Origin of the sequence: Rickettsia endosymbiont of Oedothorax gibbosus (genome assembly GCF_936269705.1) — a bacterium.
Lineage (GTDB): Bacteria > Pseudomonadota > Alphaproteobacteria > Rickettsiales > Rickettsiaceae > Tisiphia.
Genome location: NZ_OW370493.1, coordinates 414318 through 430347, shown reverse-complemented (window position 1 = coordinate 430347; position 16030 = coordinate 414318). Strand labels below are relative to the sequence as shown.

The following is a 16030-nucleotide window of genomic DNA, read 5'->3' as shown; positions in this document are numbered from 1 at the left end:
TAGATAAAAGGATTGTCAAAAAGGAGTGCCTGCAGTATTTATATTTTTAAACAAAAAAACAAACTACAGGCATGAAAAAAGATATCACAGAATTATATAGTTTTATAGATGATTTTTGTAAAATTTATTTGGAGTATGAACAGAGAAAGTTATTACCATCAAATAAGCAAAGAAATCGCTGTTGTAGCATGATTCTAAGTGAAATGTTAACAATAATAATTATGTTTCATACATCCTATGCTAAGAATTTTAAATTTTTCTATAAAAGTTATATAGAGTGCATGCATAAGGATGATTTTCCCAAAGCCTTGAGTTATAATAGATTTGTTGAATTAATGGCACGATTATTCATACCGCTAAATATGTTGATTCATTTGTTGTTTGGTGAGGAAACAGGTATTTATTTTATTGACTCTACAACGATTAAAGCTTGTCACAATAAAAGGCGTTATAGCAATAAAGTTTTTAAAGGATTAGCCAAACATAGTAAATCCTCTATGGGGTATTTTTATGGTTTTAAATTACATGTAATAATCAATAATAAAGGGGAGTTTATGGCATTAAAAGTGACCAAAGGCAATGTAGATGATAGGGTTCCAGTACCGGAGTTAACAAAAAGATTAACTGGAATTATAGCAGCTGATAAAGGTTATATTAAACGTCAATTCGGGATAAGGATATTGTGAACATGTAGATTAAAATCAAATTTTGTTGAAGGTTTATTTTTCTTTAATGAGTAAGCAACAAGAGTAGATAATATATGGACAAAGGCATTTATTGGTGATCTATGTCTAGTATGTTCAAGGTTCATTTTATTTTTTAGATAATCAAAAACTGTTTCAATTAAGTTACGCTTTCGAAGTAAGATTTTTTCTTTCAAATCCATTAATTTATTTTCCATATTCTTCTTAATTCCATGAATCATTTTTAAGCCTCTTTCATATAAATTTAAGAACAAATTTTGCTTAATATAACCTTTATCAGCTGCTATAATTCCAGTTAATCTTTTTGTTAACTCCGGTACTGGAACCCTATCATCTACATTGCCTTTGGTCACTTTTAATGCCATAAACTCCCCTTTATTATTGATTATTACATGTAATTTAAAACCATAAAAATACCCCATAGAGGATTTACTATGTTTGGCTAATCCTTTAAAAACTTTATTGCTATAACGCCTTTTATTGTGACAAGCTTTAATCGTTGTAGAGTCAATAAAATAAATACCTGTTTCCTCACCAAACAACAAATGAATCAACATATTTAGCGGTATGAATAATCGTGCCATTAATTCAACAAATCTATTATAACTCAAGGCTTTGGGAAAATCATCCTTATGCATGCACTCTATATAACTTTTATAGAAAAATTTAAAATTCTTAGCATAGGATGTATGAAACATAATTATTATTGTTAACATTTCACTTAGACTCATGCTACAACAGCGATTTCTTTGCTTATTTGATGGTAATAACTTTCTCTGTTCATACTCCAAATAAATTTTACAAAAATCATCTATAAAACTATATAATTCTGTGATATCTTTTTTCATGCCTGTAGTTTGTTTTTTTGTTTAAAAATATAAATACTGCAGGCACTCCTTTTTGACAATCCTTTTATCTATTACTATTTCATCTATATCTTATCCCGAACTGACGTATATAGATTCTTGATTAACCCCTGCTGATTTGGATCAGCACTCTGTGTTTTATTCTTAAAACCTTGTACTAACAACTCAAGACCTTGTTTTTTCCAGTTACTGATCTGTGTTGCATGAACACCATACTTACTGGTTATCTGGGCTATTGTTAGCTCTCCCTTAATTGCTTCTATGACAATTTTGGCTTTCTCCTCAGCACTATATTGCCTTACTTGTTTTTTCATCTCTAGCTCTCCTTGTTTGCTAAAGAATTCTATCTCATTTTTCTTATTTTTCTGTCCAAAATATTGGAACCATTATAGTAATAACATAAACAAACTGTTGGTGGTGAGCTATGGTAAAAATAAAACCTTCTTTCAAACTAGTGTGTTAGGAGAAAGAATATTTGAAAAGTAAGAAGGGAGGGATTATAAAGTTCTCGAATAATAACAACAAAATTGGAGAATATATTATGATCCCTCTTACGGAGATTTTCTGCTTAATTGATGATTTTTGCAAGCATTTTGATACGGAGCAAAATAAATATATATTACCAAATCCTAACCGTAAGCGTAAAGTAGTTTGCAGTATAGGACTCTCAGAGATTATTACTATTATAGTAATGTTTCACTTGAGTCACTACCGTACCTTTAAAGATTTTTATTTATGCTGCCTATGTCAAAGTTTATAGTACCCTACAATTTTGAGAAGATGAAGAAGAATGGTTGATTTAGAGTGGTGTGAAGTAGTATAAGGTAGGTATTTTTATAACAAAATGCATAATATAATACTTCAAGAATTGATTTTATATATAGACGGAAATAAATCAAGATTAAAATGTTTGGTTGGTATGGTAATTAGTTTGCTGACGGGCAGCTCAATTTATCAAAAAGGTTTAGCACTTGGTATTTTAGGTGATGCTAAAGCGACGTCAAAAACTCATAGAATTTATCGTTTTTTAAAAGATTTTAATTTTGATTATATGAAGGTTGGCTATTTGCTATTAAGCTTTTTTGCTTCAAAAAATTATGTCGTAGCAATGGATAGGACAAGTTGGAAATTTGGTAAATCCGATATTAATATTTTATTTTTAGTAATGGTAATTGGTAAAATATCGGTGCCAATATTCTGGAAGACTTTGTCGCATGGTGGCGGGTGTTCTGCAGAATTTATGAAGGAATTTTTACAGAAATTTATTAATAATTTTGGCGTTGAAAGAATAAAATATTTGCTTGCTGATAGAGAATTTATGAATAAAGAATGGTTAGACTTTCTGATAAATAACCATCTAAAGTTTGTTATTCCATTAAAAATGGATCATAAAATTCGTCTTACAAAAGGTTTAAGAACTTTAACCATTGAAAGAATATTTAGTGATGTTAAAGCCTTAGAGTATAGGGCTTGTAGTGGTATATTATGGAATAGAAAGGTTAATTTTACCGCATATAGAAATGATAAGAGCGAGCTGATGGTTCTGGTGTCTTCAATTGAAATAGAGCAAGATATTTTTGCTTTATATAAATTTCGTTGGAGTGTTAACGACTATTTTTGCACCTAAAAAGCGGTGGTTTTGATATTGAAAAAAGTCACATTGTAAAATTGGATAGATTTGAAAAATTATTAGTGATAACTGCTATTGCTTCAGCTTTAATAGTCAAAAATGGAATAATACAAAATGCCTTAAATCCCATCCGAATAAAACGGTACAAAACCATTGAAAGACAATTGTTTTCATTATTTACCTATGGCTTTGATCATATCAAAAATGCTTTTTATCAATCTACAACAGCCATAACGCAGCTAATATCCACATTATTAATACCTCCCAAACAAAAACTTTTTTCTATCCTAATACCATCTTTACAAAAATTGTAGGGTACTATGCTATTTATGTCATGGCAATTGTCATAACATAAACACATTCAGCTCCAGAATCTTTTAAGATTTTAGCACATTTGTTAACTGTAGTTCCAGTGGTCAATACATCATCTACTAATAATATTTTTTGACCTATAATCGACCTATAATCTGATATTTTTTATTGAGTATAAGGCTATTTGATAAGTTTTTTTCTCGTTCTTTTTTAGATAAAAATGTTTGAGATTTGGTCCATTTTGACTTAATTAATACATCCGGACTAAACGATTTTCCTGTTAATTTGCTAATTTCTAAGGCTAAAATCAAAGCAGGATTATACATTCTAAACAACCTCTTGAACCTATTCATGGGAACTGGAATAATTAAGTCAATGTCTTGAATTTCATTATTATAGTGTCTATAAAATAATTTAACCTCAGTTTGATGTAAGAGGAAGGTTGAGATTGTTTAATTTTCCAAAAGCTACAGAAATTTTATTAGGCTTAAAAACATAGGTAAGCAGTCCAGCTAATACGTTAGTTTGAAAATTCATAACAGATCTGTGCCTTGTATGGTCTATATGACAAAGGTTTTTTAGTTGATCGTTAATGGTTTCAATAATATACCTTTTATTTAAAAACCGCTTTTTAATAGGATCTATTATTCTTTCTTTCATATTACTTTTAATTTTTGTTATTAGTTCTAAACCTTGATTAGCAAGGGATTGAGTGAGTTTTTTACTGATATACCCACGATCACCAAAAAGCCAGCCTTGTAATTTATCTACTAAATTTTCCACCACTGCTCTATCATCAACATTTCCTGGAGTTAAAGAAAAACTCATAATCTCTCCGCAACTGTTAATGACAATATGTAGCTTACAACCAAAGAACCACCCAGTGGAAGTCTTACCTCTTTTTGCTATGTCTTTGAATACTTTATGTCTATTAATTCTTAAATTATGGCAAGCAGGAAGTTTAGTAGAGTCGATATAATATTGACCAGTTTGTTTTCCTGATAGGCTTTTTAGCAGTAACACCATGGGCATGAAGCTCATTGGCATTAACTGAACAAAACGACTATAGCTCACAAGTTTTGGAAATTCCTTTCTATAACTTTGACATAGGCAGCATAAATAAAAATCTTTAAAGGTACGGTAGTGACTCAAGTGAAACATTACTATAATAGTAATAATCTCTGAGAGTCCTATACTGCAAACTACTTTACGCTTACGGTTAGGATTTGGTAATATATATTTATTTTGCTCCGTATCAAAATGCTTGCAAAAATCATCAATTAAGCAGAAAATCTCCGTAAGAGGGATCATAATATATTCTCCAATTTTGTTGTTATTATTCGAGAACTTTATAATCCCTCCCTTCTTACTTTTCAAATATTCTTTCTAACAAACTGGTTTGAAAGAAGGTTTTATTTTTACCATAGCTCACCACCAACAGTTTGTTTATGTTATTACATAATGCTTAGCATTTTGTTTGGTGCTTACGTCAAACTCAGGTTATCATAACAAGGTTTATGTTGAAAGCATTTTGCACAACACATATTATCTAAAATTGATATATCTAATCTACTACCACAAATAATACAGTAGGGTTTTGTAATAAAATCAAGTTTTTTCCAACAATTTTGACAAAAATCCTCTTTAGTTTCAGTCATTTCGGTACAAGACAAGCATCTTGCTGGTAAGATGTAATCTATAAGATAATTATAAAGTCTACTGATTTTGTGTACGTAATAAAGCAAATTTTTAAGCGATGTCAATGGTTAAATTTACTGGTCTACGAACACATGGGTTTCTAATACCAGACGGATCTGTTGATTCAATAGATACACAAGGACTTTTAATCTCATAAGGAGGACTAGAGGTGCATGATAATAATTGCAATAACACAACAAAAGGCAGAAGAAATCTTAATAATTTTGTCATAATTGTCATTTAAAATAATTTTAGATTTTATAGTTAAGCTATCCTAGTTTGCAATATATCTCAAGTATATTTGATGAAAAATAAGTTTTAGATATAAAAAACATAATAGCTTGTGGTATTTTTCTTGACAAGGATATATAATGCAAAATTGATAAATCAAGGCAATGATGGCAAATACACCCTTTAAAGAAAGACCCCCTTATGCAAAAAAGTATAATAGTTGGCGTATTAGAATTTTATATTCGATAATTGTTGGTTACTCGACATTCATACTTTGTCGTCAGAATTTTAATATTGTAATGCCTGCTTTAATGGAGCATTTTGATGTAACAAAAACTCAACTTGGTTGGATTTTAACAACCGCCTCTATATTTTATGGTATAGGAAAGTTATGTAATGGATTCTTAAGTGATAGATCAAATGCTCGTATATTTATGGTAATTGGTCTTATATGTGTAGGTATTATAACATTGTTATCAGGTTTTGCTTCAAGTATAACATCTCTTGGTATTTTATGGATTATGAATAATTGGTTTCAATCTATGGGTTGGACACCTGCAACACGTATGTTAACTTATTGGTACGCTTCTAAGGAATTAGGAATGAAATGGTCTCTAGGAGCCACTTCTAATCAAATTGGTGGAGCAATCACTATGATAGTATGTGGTTATCTAATAGACGTTTACGGTTGGGAAGCAGCATTTATAATTCCTGGAATAATTGCATTATTAGTATCATTATTTCTATTCAATAGATTACGTAATTCCCCCAGTGAGGTTAATTTACCTATAGTGGAAGAGTATAAAGAATGTGATATATCTCTTGATAGTGATAATTTATTAACAACTCAATTAATAAAAATTGTATTTTGTAATAGATTAATGTGGTATGTGTGTTTTGCCAACATGTTTATTTATATTGTGCGTTCAGGTATAATTTTTTGGGCTCCTGTATTTTTGTGCGAGCTAAAAAACATTACTATTGCTCAAGCTGGTTGGCAAGTTGCTTCTTATGACATTTTAGGTTTAACTGGTGGTATTGTTGCTGGATGGATGTCAGATAAAATATTTCAGGGACGACGTGGACCAGTTGGTTCAGTATTTATGTTTGCTTTAGCTTTTACTATCATTTTATTTTGGCAAATGCCAAATGAGTATGAAATATTTAGTATTATTACTCTTGCTTTGGTTGGTTTTTTTGTATCTGGACCACAAGTATTAATAGGTGTTGCTACAGCAGATTTTACTAATAAACAAGCCGTTGGTACGGCTAATGGTCTTTCAGGTTTATTTGGTTATCTTGGTGCTGCACTGGCTGGCGTATGTGTTGGTTGGATTTCTGATAATTTAGGGTGGAATGGTGTTTTTTTATTTTTTAGCCTGTCCGCTTTCTTGGGAGCAATAATTCTTTCCTTAACTTGGAATTATAGTTCTAGAAGAACTGCATAACATATTACCTAACTGTAATATTATGAATTTGCTTGCCAAAAATATATAAATTTATATAAATGTTAATAATAAATTAATAAAGGTTTACTGTGACTCAAGAATATACATTTTCAATGATTAAGCCAGATGCTACGAAAAGAAATCTAATTGGTAAAATTAATTCTTACTTAGAAAATAATGGGCTAAAAATAGTAGCTCAAAAAATGACTATTTTAACTAGAGATCAAGCAGAAATTTTTTATGCAGAACATAAATCAAGAGCATTTTTTAATAGTTTAATAGAGTCTATTATTTCCGGTCCGGTTGTTTTGCAGGTTCTTAAAGGAGAAAATGCTATTTTACAAAATCGTAAAATAATGGGAGCTACTAATCCAAATGATGCTGAATTAGGTACTATTAGAAAAGATTTTGCAAAAAATATTGAGGAAAATAGTATACATGGTTCTGATACTTTAGAAAGTGCTGAAAGAGAAGTGAGATTTTTCTTTGCTGAAAAAGAAATTGTAGAATAACACAATAATTATGAAGTATAGCGTTGTAGTTATTGGTGGTGGTCATGCTGGTTGTGAGGCAGCTTCGGCTGCTGCACGTCTTGGCATAGATACTCTTTTAATTACTTTAAAACTAGATAATCTTGGTGAAATGTCTTGCAATCCTGCAATAGGCGGGGTAGCAAAAGGTACTTTAGTAAAAGAGATAGATGCTCTTGATGGACTCATGGGTAAAATTATAGATCAAGCTGGTATCCATTATAAGATGCTTAATGAAAGCAAAGGTCCAGCAGTTTGGGGACCAAGAGCTCAAGCTGATAGAAAGCTTTATAAAAAAGCTATGTATAATGCCTTGATAAATCATCCAAATTTGACAATTTTATGTGCATCTGTAGAAAATATTGAGATACACAACTCTGAAGTAAAAGCATTAACCTTAGATGATGGTACTAGAATTGAATATCAAAAAGTTATATTAACTACCGGTACATTTTTATCCGGGCTCATTCACATAGGAGATAAAAAAATTCCATCGGGTAGAATAGGTGAAAAGCCGTCATACGGTTTATCTAACGCACTAAAATCTTTCGGTTTTGCTCTTGGTAGATTAAAAACTGGTACTCCTCCAAGAATAGATGGAAGAACAATTGATTATAACGAAATAGAGGTGCAGGCTGGAGATGCCGTGCCACGCCCTTTTTCCGAACTCACAACTTCTGTTAAGATAAAGCAAATAAATTGTTTCGTTACTAGAACAACTGAACAAACTCATGAAATTATTAGGAATAACTTAGATAAGTCAGCTATGTATTCTGGACAAATCAAGAGTATAGGACCAAGATATTGTCCATCCATTGAAGATAAGGTTACTAGATTCTCTAAAGCAAGTCATCAAATATTTTTAGAACCTGAAGGTTTGGACGACCATACTATATACCCAAATGGCATATCTACATCATTACCTGAAGATATACAATTAGCACTGCTAAAAACAATTCCTGGTCTTAAAAATGCCACTATGTTAAAACCAGGATATGCAATAGAATATGATTATGTTGATCCTAGAGAGTTAAAAATAACGTTAGAAACGAAAAAAATTAAGGGATTGTATTTTGCTGGTCAAATTAATGGCACCACTGGCTATGAAGAAGCCGCGGGGCAAGGAATTATGGCTGGCATTAATGCAGCCTTATCACTAAAAAATCAATCAAATTTTATTTTGACTAGAGCAGATGCCTATATTGGTGTTATGATTGATGATTTAATCACTCTTGGTACAGTAGAGCCTTATAGAATGTTTACTTCTAGATCTGAATATAGACTTTCGGTTAGGGCAGATAATGCAGATTTAAGACTAACTCAAATGGCTATAGATATTGGTATTATATCTAATTTACGCAAAGAAGTTTTTAGTAAAAAATGTGACGATATTCATAAGGTAGAAAACATTGTAAAAACTATCTCTTTAACAACTACTAAATTAGCCAACCTGGGCGTCTCTATCGCACAAGATGGTTCATATAAAACAGCCTTTGATTTGCTAGGATTACTAAATTTTGGTGTTGATAAAACGATAGAAATCTTTCCAGAGCTTATTTCATTAAATAAAAAAATTCTTCATTATCTTTGTATTGAATCAAGATATTCTTCTTATTTGACTAGACAAAATGCAGACATTCAATTATTTAAAGAAGAAGAGCTAGAATTATTAGATGATGATATTGATTACTTCAAAATACCCAGCTTGTCTACAGAAGTAAGGGAAAAACTCCAGTATCACAAACCAGCTACTATTGGTGCGGCTAGAAGAATATCTGGGGTTACTCCAGCTGCTTTAATAGCAATTATAATTTATATAAAAACAAAATATAGACATTAATGTATAATTATAGTAGTGTTTCACGTGAAGTATTAGAAGCTCTTGAGAAACATCAATCATTAACGTTGAAATGGAATAAAGCTATTAATCTCGTTTCTTGTAATACCAAGAATGATTTTTGGGTAAGACATATCTTAGATTCCTTACAACTAATGAAGTACATAAATGACCAAAATATTCATTTAATAGATGTTGGTTCAGGTGGTGGATTTCCAGGAATAGTTTTGTCTATTGCCGGGATAAAGAATGTTACTTTAGTAGAGTCTGATGTAAGGAAATCTGTTTTTTTATTGCAAGCTTCCAAAATTTCTAGTAATAAAATTAATGTGGTTAATCAACGAATAGAAAGTGTTAAATTAGATTGTGATATATTAACTTCTAGAGCTTGTGCTCAGTTAGATAAAATATTGGCTTATACTAAACATATTAATGTAAGAAATAAGTATTTATTATTTAAAGGTGAGAAGTATCAACAAGAAATTGAGATTGCTAAAAAGAGATGGTCTTTTTGTCATTCTATATATGATAGTGAAACTTCTAATAATAGTAAGATTTTAGAAATTAGTAACATATATGACAAAAATAGTTGCGGTAGTTAACCAAAAAGGTGGAGTTGCAAAAAGCACAACTACTGTAAATTTGTCGACAGCTTTATCTGTGATGGGTAAAAAGATTTTGGTAATAGATTTAGATCCTCAGGGAAATAGTAGCACTGGTTTTGGTATAAGCCAACAGGATAGAAAAGTTACTATTTATCAGGTACTAATTGGTTCAAAAACGATTGAAGAAGCCATAATACAAACGAATATTCCAAATTTACAACTGATTACAGCTAATACTAATTTATCAGGTGCTGAGATAGATTTATTAAGTATACAAAAGCGTGAATATTTATTATCAAATTTGTTAAATAAATTAGTCAATAAATATGACTACATTATTATAGATTGCCCTCCTTCTCTTAACTTATTGACAGTTAATGCATTAGTGGCTTGTGACTATGTATTAATCCCTATGCAATGTGATTTTTATTCATTAGAAGGATTAAGTCATTTGCTAAAAACAGTTGAAATTGTAGAAAAGAATTTAAACCCAAAAATAAAAATTGCCGGCATTTTATTTACTATGTATGATAAACGCAATCGATTAACTGAGCAAGTAGAGAATGATGTTAGAAAATGCTTAGGAAGATTGGTATTTAAGACAGTTATTCCACGGAATGTAAAACTATCTGAAGCACCATCTCACGGTCAACCAGCAATTATCTATGATCATAAATGTACTGGCTCTATTGCTTATATAGAACTTACAAAAGAGATTTTAGGTAGAAATATATGAAAAATAAAAATTTAGGCAAAGGATTATCAGCTTTGCTTGGAGAAGAAGTTTTTACTGTAGAGAAGGATGAGTTAGTAAAAATTATAGATATTGATAAAATTGAAGCTAGAAATAATCAACCAAGAAAAAAGTTTGAATATGATAAAATAAAAGAATTAGCCGATTCCATAAGTAATAATGGTTTGTTACAACCAATCATTGTTAGTTCAGTCAGTGATGGAAAATATAAAATTATAGCTGGTGAGAGACGTTGGCGTGCTTGTAAGGTGGCTAAGCTTACTGATATTCCTGCTATTATAAAAGATATAGGAGATAAAGAAATTATAGAAATAGCTCTAATTGAAAATATTCAAAGAGAGGAATTATCTGTTATAGAAGAATCGGAAGGATTTGAGAGATTAATAAAAGAGTTTGGTTATACACAAGAGCAATTAGCAGAAAAAGTTAGCAAGAGCCGTAGTCATATAGCTAATTTATTAAGACTAAATCAGTTACCGCAATCTATCAAAGATAAAATAAATGAGGGTCTTTTAACTATGGGACATGCAAGATGTCTAATTAATCATCAGCAGGCTGAGGTAATAGCTAATCATATTATTGAGAATGATTTAAGTGTTCGTCAAACTGAAGATATAGTAAGAAATTGGTCTAAAAATGAATATACAAAAACCCCAGAACATGATAAACGTATAGGGAGAGGTCTTCTAAAAGAGAGTAGTAAAGAGAATGATCTACAATTATTAGCTAAATCATTGTCAGAAAGATTTAATATAAAAGTAACTATTGAAGATTACCCAATTGGTGGGAAATTAATATTTCACTATAGTAATTTAGAAGAACTTGATTCAATTTTGTCGAGGTTAAATTAAATGCAAATTTTTCTAGATAGTGCTGACATTAAAGAAATTGATGAGATTAACCAATTAGGTATAATTGATGGCATAACTACTAATCCTTCCTTGATGTCTAAGACAAAATACGATTTTGTATCAACTATTGCAGAAATATGTAAGATAATAACTTCTGATGTTAGCGTTGAAGTGGTTGCTAATGATGTTGATACTATGATTAATCAAGGTAATAAAATTTTAGAAATATCCAGTAATATTGCGATTAAGTTACCTATGACATGGAACGGTATTAAGGCGTGTCAATATTTTGCAGATAAAGGAAAAAAAGTGAATATGACCTTATGCTTTTCTGTTAATCAGGCACTTATCGCTGCAAAAGCTGGAGCATTTTATATATCACCTTTTATCGGTAGACTTGATGATATAGGTCGAAATGGTATTAGTTTAATAAGTGATATAAGACAAGTATACGATAATTATCAGTATCAAACAAAAATCCTTGCTGCATCTATAAGAAGCCCTAACCATGTTTATCAAGCTGCTATGTATAAGGCTGATGTTGCTACAATGTCTGGTAAAATTATTAAGCAATTATTAAATCATCCACTAACAGATTCAGGTTTAGAGATTTTTAATAAGGATTGGACTAAATCGGGGTTAAAAATTTAAGAAAATTATATACTTGTATGACCTAAACATTTATGTAAATATATTTTTGCAAACTTTACCAATTGTCAAGTGAACTAGATTGTAAGCAGCAATTATAAATTCAAAAAAGTTTAAAAATATGTATACATTACAGTAGATAACATATTGTAAATGTATGAATCAAATAGCTATAGCAGAATTGTTGCTGTCATGTGCAAGAAGCAATAAAAATTTAAACCAAATTTATTTAAATTTTTATTGCGAAACATAGTTGATCCAAAAAAGTAACCAAAATTGATTGCCTTGTTCGGGCTTCGCACTTCCTCGCAATCTGATGTATCCCCACGAAATTGTTGCAAAATAGCAAGAATTGATAGAATATCTTCATTATTTAATGATGATGGAGATAGTAGGTTATGGATGTAAAAACAGTATTAAATGAAGTAATAAAAGAACATTGTCCTTTTATACATAATAATCGTTTAAATGCGTTACTTGATGTTGCAGAAGGCTTGCGATATAGTCAGAATTTGTCTTTGAGTGCAATTGGCAGGAACTTGAGTGGTGATAGTAAAGTAAAACATAAAATAAAAAAAGTTGATAGATGTATAGGTAACAAACATTTATATAACGAGGTTGATAATCTCTATAGTGCTTTATCATATTTCATATTTGAGTTTATCAAGCATTCTAATGATGACAGTGTTGTGATTGATTTATGTTATCTTAAAGATGATCGCATGGTACAAATGCTAAGTGCTCAATTTTGTACAAGAGGGATGAGTTTACCTTTGTATCAAGATGTGTTTGAAGAAGGTGAATTAAAGGGCAGAACGGTAGAATTTCTAAATAAATTAAAGAGTATAATACCTGATGGAAAAAGGGTTATTGTGATTATGGACGCTGGCTTTCATATTGAATGGTTTAAGGAAATAGAAAAACAAGGGTGGAGTTGGGTGTGTCGGGTACGACAAGGAAAAGATTTAAAATTAGCTAACCTCAGTTTGATGTAAGAGGAAGGTTGAGATTGTTTAATTTTCCAAAAGCTACAGAAATTTTATTAGGCTTAAAAACATAGGCAAGCAGTCCAGCTAATACGTTAGTTTGAAAATTCATAACAGATCTATGCCTTGTATGGTCTATATGACAAAGGTTTTTTAGTTGATCGTTAATGGTTTCAATAATATACCTTTTATTTAAAAACCGCTTTTTAATAGGATCTATTATTCTTTCTTTCATATTACTTGAGTCAATCATTTAATTTGTGTAAGTTCATTTTTTATTTTCCAATAAATCATATTTAAAATCTCCACAAAGTATTTCAAATTGATTTAAAGCTAAAGACCAATCTTTAATAGGCATGGTCCATTTTTTGGCTGCATTTTGTAGGGATAAAAATATTATTTTTTGAATTGACTTATCATCTGGAAACACCCCCTTATTTTTGATAATTTTTCTAATTTGACGATTTACAGATTCTATAGTGTTAGTAGTATAAATTACCTTTCTGTTCTCTTCAGGAAAGGCAAAAAACGGTATTATCCCAGACCAATTACGTTGCCAAATATCAGAAATTACCGGATATTTTTTATCCCATTTTACACCAAATTGCTGAAGTTTTAAACGTGCCATTTCGTCATTATTAGCTGTATAAATTTGTTTTAGATCTGATGTGACCTCTTTTAAATCTTTATATGACACATACTTTACTGAATTGCGAACCATATGTACAATACATAATTGTACTATAGTACTCGGGAATACACTGCTTATAGCTTCTGGAAAGCCCTTTAAACCATCCACACAAGCAACATAAATTTGTTCAATTCCTCGATTCTTTAACTCAGTAACTACTTGCATCCAAAATTTAGCACCTTCATTTTTGCCTATCCAAATGCCAAGTAACTCCTTTTTCCCTTCTATATTTACAGCAAGTGCTAAATATACTGCTTTATTTATTACTATGTGATTGTCTCTAGATTTTACATAGATACAGTCCAAGTATAATATTGGATACACCCTATCTAAACAACGATTTTGCCACCTAGTTACTTCTTCTATTACCCCATCTGTTATGGTGGATATCAAGTCACCAGATACATCAGTTTGATATATTTCTTCTAAATGCCCTCGGATCTCGCTGACTGTCATACCGCGACCATAAAGGGATATCACTTTACGTCAGTTCGGGATAAGATATAGATGAAATAGTAATAGATAAAAGGATTGTCAAAAAGGAGTGCCTGCAGTATTTATATTTTTAAACAAAAAAACAAACTACAGGCATGAAAAAAGATATCACAGAATTATATAGTTTTATAGATGATTTTTGTAAAATTTATTTGGAGTATGAACAGAGAAAGTTATTACCATCAAATAAGCAAAGAAATCGCTGTTGTAGCATGAGTCTAAGTGAAATGTTAACAATAATAATTATGTTTCATACATCCTATGCTAAGAATTTTAAATTTTTCTATAAAAGTTATATAGAGTGCATGCATAAGGATGATTTTCCCAAAGCCTTGAGTTATAATAGATTTGTTGAATTAATGGCACGATTATTCATACCGCTAAATATGTTGATTCATTTGTTGTTTGGTGAGGAAACAGGTATTTATTTTATTGACTCTACAACGATTAAAGCTTGTCACAATAAAAGGCGTTATAGCAATAAAGTTTTTAAAGGATTAGCCAAACATAGTAAATCCTCTATGGGGTATTTTTATGGTTTTAAATTACATGTAATAATCAATAATAAAGGGGAGTTTATGGCATTAAAAGTGACCAAAGGCAATGTAGATGATAGGGTTCCAGTACCGGAGTTAACAAAAAGATTAACTGGAATTATAGCAGCTGATAAAGGTTATATTAAGCAAAATTTGTTCTTAAATTTATATGAAAGAGGCTTAAAAATGATTCATGGAATTAAGAAGAATATGGAAAATAAATTAATGGATTTGAAAGAAAAAATCTTACTTCGAAAGCGTAACTTAATTGAAACAGTTTTTGATTATCTAAAAAATAAAATGAACCTTGAACATACTAGACATAGATCACCAATAAATGCCTTTGTCCATATATTATCTACTCTTGTTGCTTACTCATTAAAGAAAAATAAACCTTCAACAAAATTTGATTTTAATCTACATGTTCACAATATCCTTATCCCGAATTGACGTACTTTCTCATCAAATCCATTAAATCTCCTCAGCCCTTTTGGTATTAATTGAGGATTATACTCTCCTTCCCGATCTCTTGGTACTTCTACTGTCAGCTTACGACCATCCCCATCAATTACTGTCTTCTCATAGCTACCATTACGACGATTATTATCTACTTTTGCCATCTTGCTATGTTTTGAATATCCTAATTCATGATCCAACTCACTTGCTAATATTTTCTCAACTATTTGCTTCTTTAGCTGTTGAAATAAACCATCTCGACCAAATAACTCCGATGGATCTGCTTTTGATAATAATTCTTCTACTAGCTGATTACTGATGTTTAATGTATCTTTATCTGTATCTAATTTTTTAGCCATAATTCCTCCTTGCTTGCTTAAGTTACTTTTTTTACAGTAATCTCTTACTGCTTTCTTTGCAACTTACACAAACTATAGGACAGACTCGAATTAAAGGTTAGGTGTAATATGATAGAGCCTAATCATAATAAGTTAACAATTGTACAACAGTGTAAGTTATTGGATATTAGCAGGTCAACCTATTACTATCAACCTACTGGTATTAGTGAACAAGATATCAAGATTATGGCAATAATTGATGAGACCTATACTATGCATCCATATTATGGTATGCGGCGGATGGCTAAATATTTACAAGCCCAAGGTTTTTCGGTAGGTCGTAAAGCTGTTAGACGTTACTACAAGATAATGGGTCTTGAAGCTGTTTATCCTAAACTCAATAACTAACCAGCT

The 16030-nt window shown here is 30.7% G+C and carries 19 protein-coding genes and 4 pseudogenes; 14 read left to right on the top strand and 9 right to left on the bottom strand.

The features are described from left to right. Positions 1 to 71: 71 nt before the first annotated feature. Positions 72 to 680: pseudogene (locus tag NBW66_RS02360) on the top strand (IS982 family transposase); the annotation flags it as partial. Here NBW66_RS02360 and NBW66_RS02355 read toward each other — a convergent pair. Together NBW66_RS02355 and NBW66_RS02350 are read right to left on the bottom strand one after the other, a co-directional pair. Continuing rightward, positions 662 to 1552: an IS982 family transposase gene (locus NBW66_RS02355; RefSeq protein WP_250310582.1), complete on the bottom strand. Its 891-nt coding sequence runs from the start codon at positions 1550 to 1552 to the stop codon at positions 662 to 664. The pseudogene NBW66_RS02360 and the gene NBW66_RS02355 overlap by 19 nt on opposite strands. A gap of 83 nt (positions 1553 to 1635) precedes the next feature. After that, positions 1636 to 1884, bottom strand: a complete 249-nt coding sequence (locus NBW66_RS02350; protein ID WP_250311638.1) for a transposase — start codon at positions 1882 to 1884, stop codon at positions 1636 to 1638. 227 nt (positions 1885 to 2111) lie between these two features. Between NBW66_RS02350 and NBW66_RS02345 the strand changes: the two are divergent. The 3 genes and pseudogenes from NBW66_RS02345 to NBW66_RS02335 all read left to right on the top strand — a co-directional run. Further along, positions 2112 to 2324: pseudogene (locus NBW66_RS02345) on the top strand (IS982 family transposase); the annotation flags it as partial. Between the two features lie 90 nt (positions 2325 to 2414). Beyond that, on the top strand, positions 2415 to 3197 hold the full coding sequence (locus NBW66_RS02340; RefSeq protein ID WP_250310771.1) for a transposase: 783 nt from the start codon (positions 2415 to 2417) through the stop codon (positions 3195 to 3197). Further along, complete coding sequence (locus NBW66_RS02335) at positions 3188 to 3514, top strand: hypothetical protein (protein WP_250310575.1); 327 nt, start codon at positions 3188 to 3190, stop codon at positions 3512 to 3514. The genes NBW66_RS02340 and NBW66_RS02335 overlap by 10 nt, the downstream gene beginning before the upstream one ends. 13 nt (positions 3515 to 3527) lie before the next feature. Here NBW66_RS02335 and NBW66_RS02330 read toward each other — a convergent pair whose 3' ends face one another. From NBW66_RS02330 to NBW66_RS02320, 4 genes are all read right to left on the bottom strand, one after another. After that, positions 3528 to 3620 (bottom strand): amidophosphoribosyltransferase, encoded by a 93-nt coding sequence (locus tag NBW66_RS02330; protein ID WP_250311636.1) that lies wholly within the window; start codon positions 3618 to 3620, stop codon positions 3528 to 3530. A gap of 312 nt (positions 3621 to 3932) precedes the next feature. Next, the gene (locus NBW66_RS02325) at positions 3933 to 4823 is read right to left on the bottom strand and encodes an IS982 family transposase (protein WP_250310580.1); all 891 of its coding nucleotides are present in this window, start codon (positions 4821 to 4823) and stop codon (positions 3933 to 3935) included. Between the two features lie 173 nt (positions 4824 to 4996). Further along, positions 4997 to 5257, bottom strand: coding sequence for a double zinc ribbon domain-containing protein (locus NBW66_RS14870; RefSeq protein ID WP_410525848.1), 261 nt, complete (start codon positions 5255 to 5257; stop codon positions 4997 to 4999). A gap of 4 nt (positions 5258 to 5261) precedes the next feature. Beyond that, on the bottom strand, positions 5262 to 5441 hold the full coding sequence (locus NBW66_RS02320; protein WP_250311635.1) for a DUF2706 domain-containing protein: 180 nt from the start codon (positions 5439 to 5441) through the stop codon (positions 5262 to 5264). Positions 5442 to 5608: 167 nt separating this feature from the next. Here NBW66_RS02320 and NBW66_RS02315 point away from each other — a divergent pair, with 167 nt between their 5' ends. From NBW66_RS02315 to NBW66_RS02280, 8 genes are all read left to right on the top strand, one after another. Further along, positions 5609 to 6889: an MFS transporter gene (locus NBW66_RS02315; protein ID WP_410525847.1), complete on the top strand. Its 1281-nt coding sequence runs from the start codon at positions 5609 to 5611 to the stop codon at positions 6887 to 6889. Positions 6890 to 6978: 89 nt separating this feature from the next. After that, positions 6979 to 7401 (top strand): nucleoside-diphosphate kinase, encoded by a 423-nt coding sequence (gene ndk / locus NBW66_RS02310; RefSeq protein WP_250311633.1) that lies wholly within the window; start codon positions 6979 to 6981, stop codon positions 7399 to 7401. Between the two features lie 7 nt (positions 7402 to 7408). Beyond that, positions 7409 to 9259: a tRNA uridine-5-carboxymethylaminomethyl(34) synthesis enzyme MnmG gene (gene mnmG, locus NBW66_RS02305; protein ID WP_250312235.1), complete on the top strand. Its 1851-nt coding sequence runs from the start codon at positions 7409 to 7411 to the stop codon at positions 9257 to 9259. After that, positions 9259 to 9858 (top strand): 16S rRNA (guanine(527)-N(7))-methyltransferase RsmG, encoded by a 600-nt coding sequence (gene rsmG, locus NBW66_RS02300; protein WP_250311632.1) that lies wholly within the window; start codon positions 9259 to 9261, stop codon positions 9856 to 9858. Before mnmG ends, rsmG begins: the two co-directional genes overlap by 1 nt. Continuing rightward, positions 9833 to 10597, top strand: coding sequence for a ParA family protein (locus NBW66_RS02295; protein WP_250311631.1), 765 nt, complete (start codon positions 9833 to 9835; stop codon positions 10595 to 10597). The genes rsmG and NBW66_RS02295 overlap by 26 nt, the downstream gene beginning before the upstream one ends. Continuing rightward, on the top strand, positions 10594 to 11466 hold the full coding sequence (locus tag NBW66_RS02290) for a ParB/RepB/Spo0J family partition protein (RefSeq protein ID WP_250311630.1): 873 nt from the start codon (positions 10594 to 10596) through the stop codon (positions 11464 to 11466). Before NBW66_RS02295 ends, NBW66_RS02290 begins: the two co-directional genes overlap by 4 nt. After that, the gene (fsa, locus tag NBW66_RS02285) at positions 11467 to 12117 is read left to right on the top strand and encodes a fructose-6-phosphate aldolase (protein WP_250311629.1); all 651 of its coding nucleotides are present in this window, start codon (positions 11467 to 11469) and stop codon (positions 12115 to 12117) included. Between the two features lie 395 nt (positions 12118 to 12512). Next, positions 12513 to 13109 carry a transposase gene (locus NBW66_RS02280; RefSeq protein ID WP_250311628.1) on the top strand — a complete coding sequence of 199 codons (597 nt, stop codon included), beginning with the start codon at positions 12513 to 12515 and terminating at the stop codon, positions 13107 to 13109. Here the strand turns inward: NBW66_RS02280 and NBW66_RS02275 are convergent. Continuing rightward, positions 13096 to 13341, bottom strand: a pseudogene (locus NBW66_RS02275) (transposase); the annotation flags it as partial. The gene NBW66_RS02280 and the pseudogene NBW66_RS02275 sit on opposite strands and share 14 nt — an antisense overlap. A 27-nt stretch (positions 13342 to 13368) precedes the next feature. Then, positions 13369 to 14274, bottom strand: a pseudogene (locus tag NBW66_RS02270) (IS256 family transposase); the annotation flags it as partial. Between the two features lie 107 nt (positions 14275 to 14381). Between NBW66_RS02270 and NBW66_RS02265 the strand changes: the two are divergent. Further along, positions 14382 to 15272: an IS982 family transposase gene (locus tag NBW66_RS02265; protein ID WP_250310582.1), complete on the top strand. Its 891-nt coding sequence runs from the start codon at positions 14382 to 14384 to the stop codon at positions 15270 to 15272. Here the strand turns inward: NBW66_RS02265 and NBW66_RS02260 are convergent. Further along, positions 15248 to 15637, bottom strand: a complete 390-nt coding sequence (locus tag NBW66_RS02260) for a transposase (protein ID WP_250311627.1) — start codon at positions 15635 to 15637, stop codon at positions 15248 to 15250. The genes NBW66_RS02265 and NBW66_RS02260 overlap by 25 nt on opposite strands. Positions 15638 to 15745: 108 nt before the next feature. Here NBW66_RS02260 and NBW66_RS02255 point away from each other — a divergent pair, with 108 nt between their 5' ends. Further along, a complete protein-coding gene (locus tag NBW66_RS02255) occupies positions 15746 to 16024 on the top strand; it encodes an IS3 family transposase (RefSeq protein WP_250311626.1) in 279 nt (92 codons plus the stop codon). Positions 16025 to 16030 lie beyond the last annotated feature (6 nt).

Bases quoted from the DNA above. Each gene is read 5' to 3' on its own strand.
- NBW66_RS02355 (WP_250310582.1), bottom strand. From the start codon at position 1,552: ATGAAAAAAGATATCACAGAATTATATAGTTTTATAGATGATTTTTGT.
- NBW66_RS02350 (WP_250311638.1), bottom strand. From the start codon at position 1,884: ATGAAAAAACAAGTAAGGCAATATAGTGCTGAGGAGAAAGCCAAAATT.
- NBW66_RS02340 (WP_250310771.1), top strand. From the start codon at position 2,415: ATGCATAATATAATACTTCAAGAATTGATTTTATATATAGACGGAAAT.
- NBW66_RS02325 (WP_250310580.1), bottom strand. From the start codon at position 4,823: ATGATCCCTCTTACGGAGATTTTCTGCTTAATTGATGATTTTTGCAAG.
- NBW66_RS02320 (WP_250311635.1), bottom strand. From the start codon at position 5,441: ATGACAAAATTATTAAGATTTCTTCTGCCTTTTGTTGTGTTATTGCAA.
- NBW66_RS02315 (WP_410525847.1), top strand. From the start codon at position 5,609: ATGGCAAATACACCCTTTAAAGAAAGACCCCCTTATGCAAAAAAGTAT.
- rsmG (WP_250311632.1), top strand. From the start codon at position 9,259: ATGTATAATTATAGTAGTGTTTCACGTGAAGTATTAGAAGCTCTTGAG.
- NBW66_RS02295 (WP_250311631.1), top strand. From the start codon at position 9,833: ATGACAAAAATAGTTGCGGTAGTTAACCAAAAAGGTGGAGTTGCAAAA.
- NBW66_RS02290 (WP_250311630.1), top strand. From the start codon at position 10,594: ATGAAAAATAAAAATTTAGGCAAAGGATTATCAGCTTTGCTTGGAGAA.
- fsa (WP_250311629.1), top strand. From the start codon at position 11,467: ATGCAAATTTTTCTAGATAGTGCTGACATTAAAGAAATTGATGAGATT.
- NBW66_RS02280 (WP_250311628.1), top strand. From the start codon at position 12,513: ATGGATGTAAAAACAGTATTAAATGAAGTAATAAAAGAACATTGTCCT.
- NBW66_RS02265 (WP_250310582.1), top strand. From the start codon at position 14,382: ATGAAAAAAGATATCACAGAATTATATAGTTTTATAGATGATTTTTGT.
- NBW66_RS02260 (WP_250311627.1), bottom strand. From the start codon at position 15,637: ATGGCTAAAAAATTAGATACAGATAAAGATACATTAAACATCAGTAAT.
- NBW66_RS02255 (WP_250311626.1), top strand. From the start codon at position 15,746: ATGATAGAGCCTAATCATAATAAGTTAACAATTGTACAACAGTGTAAG.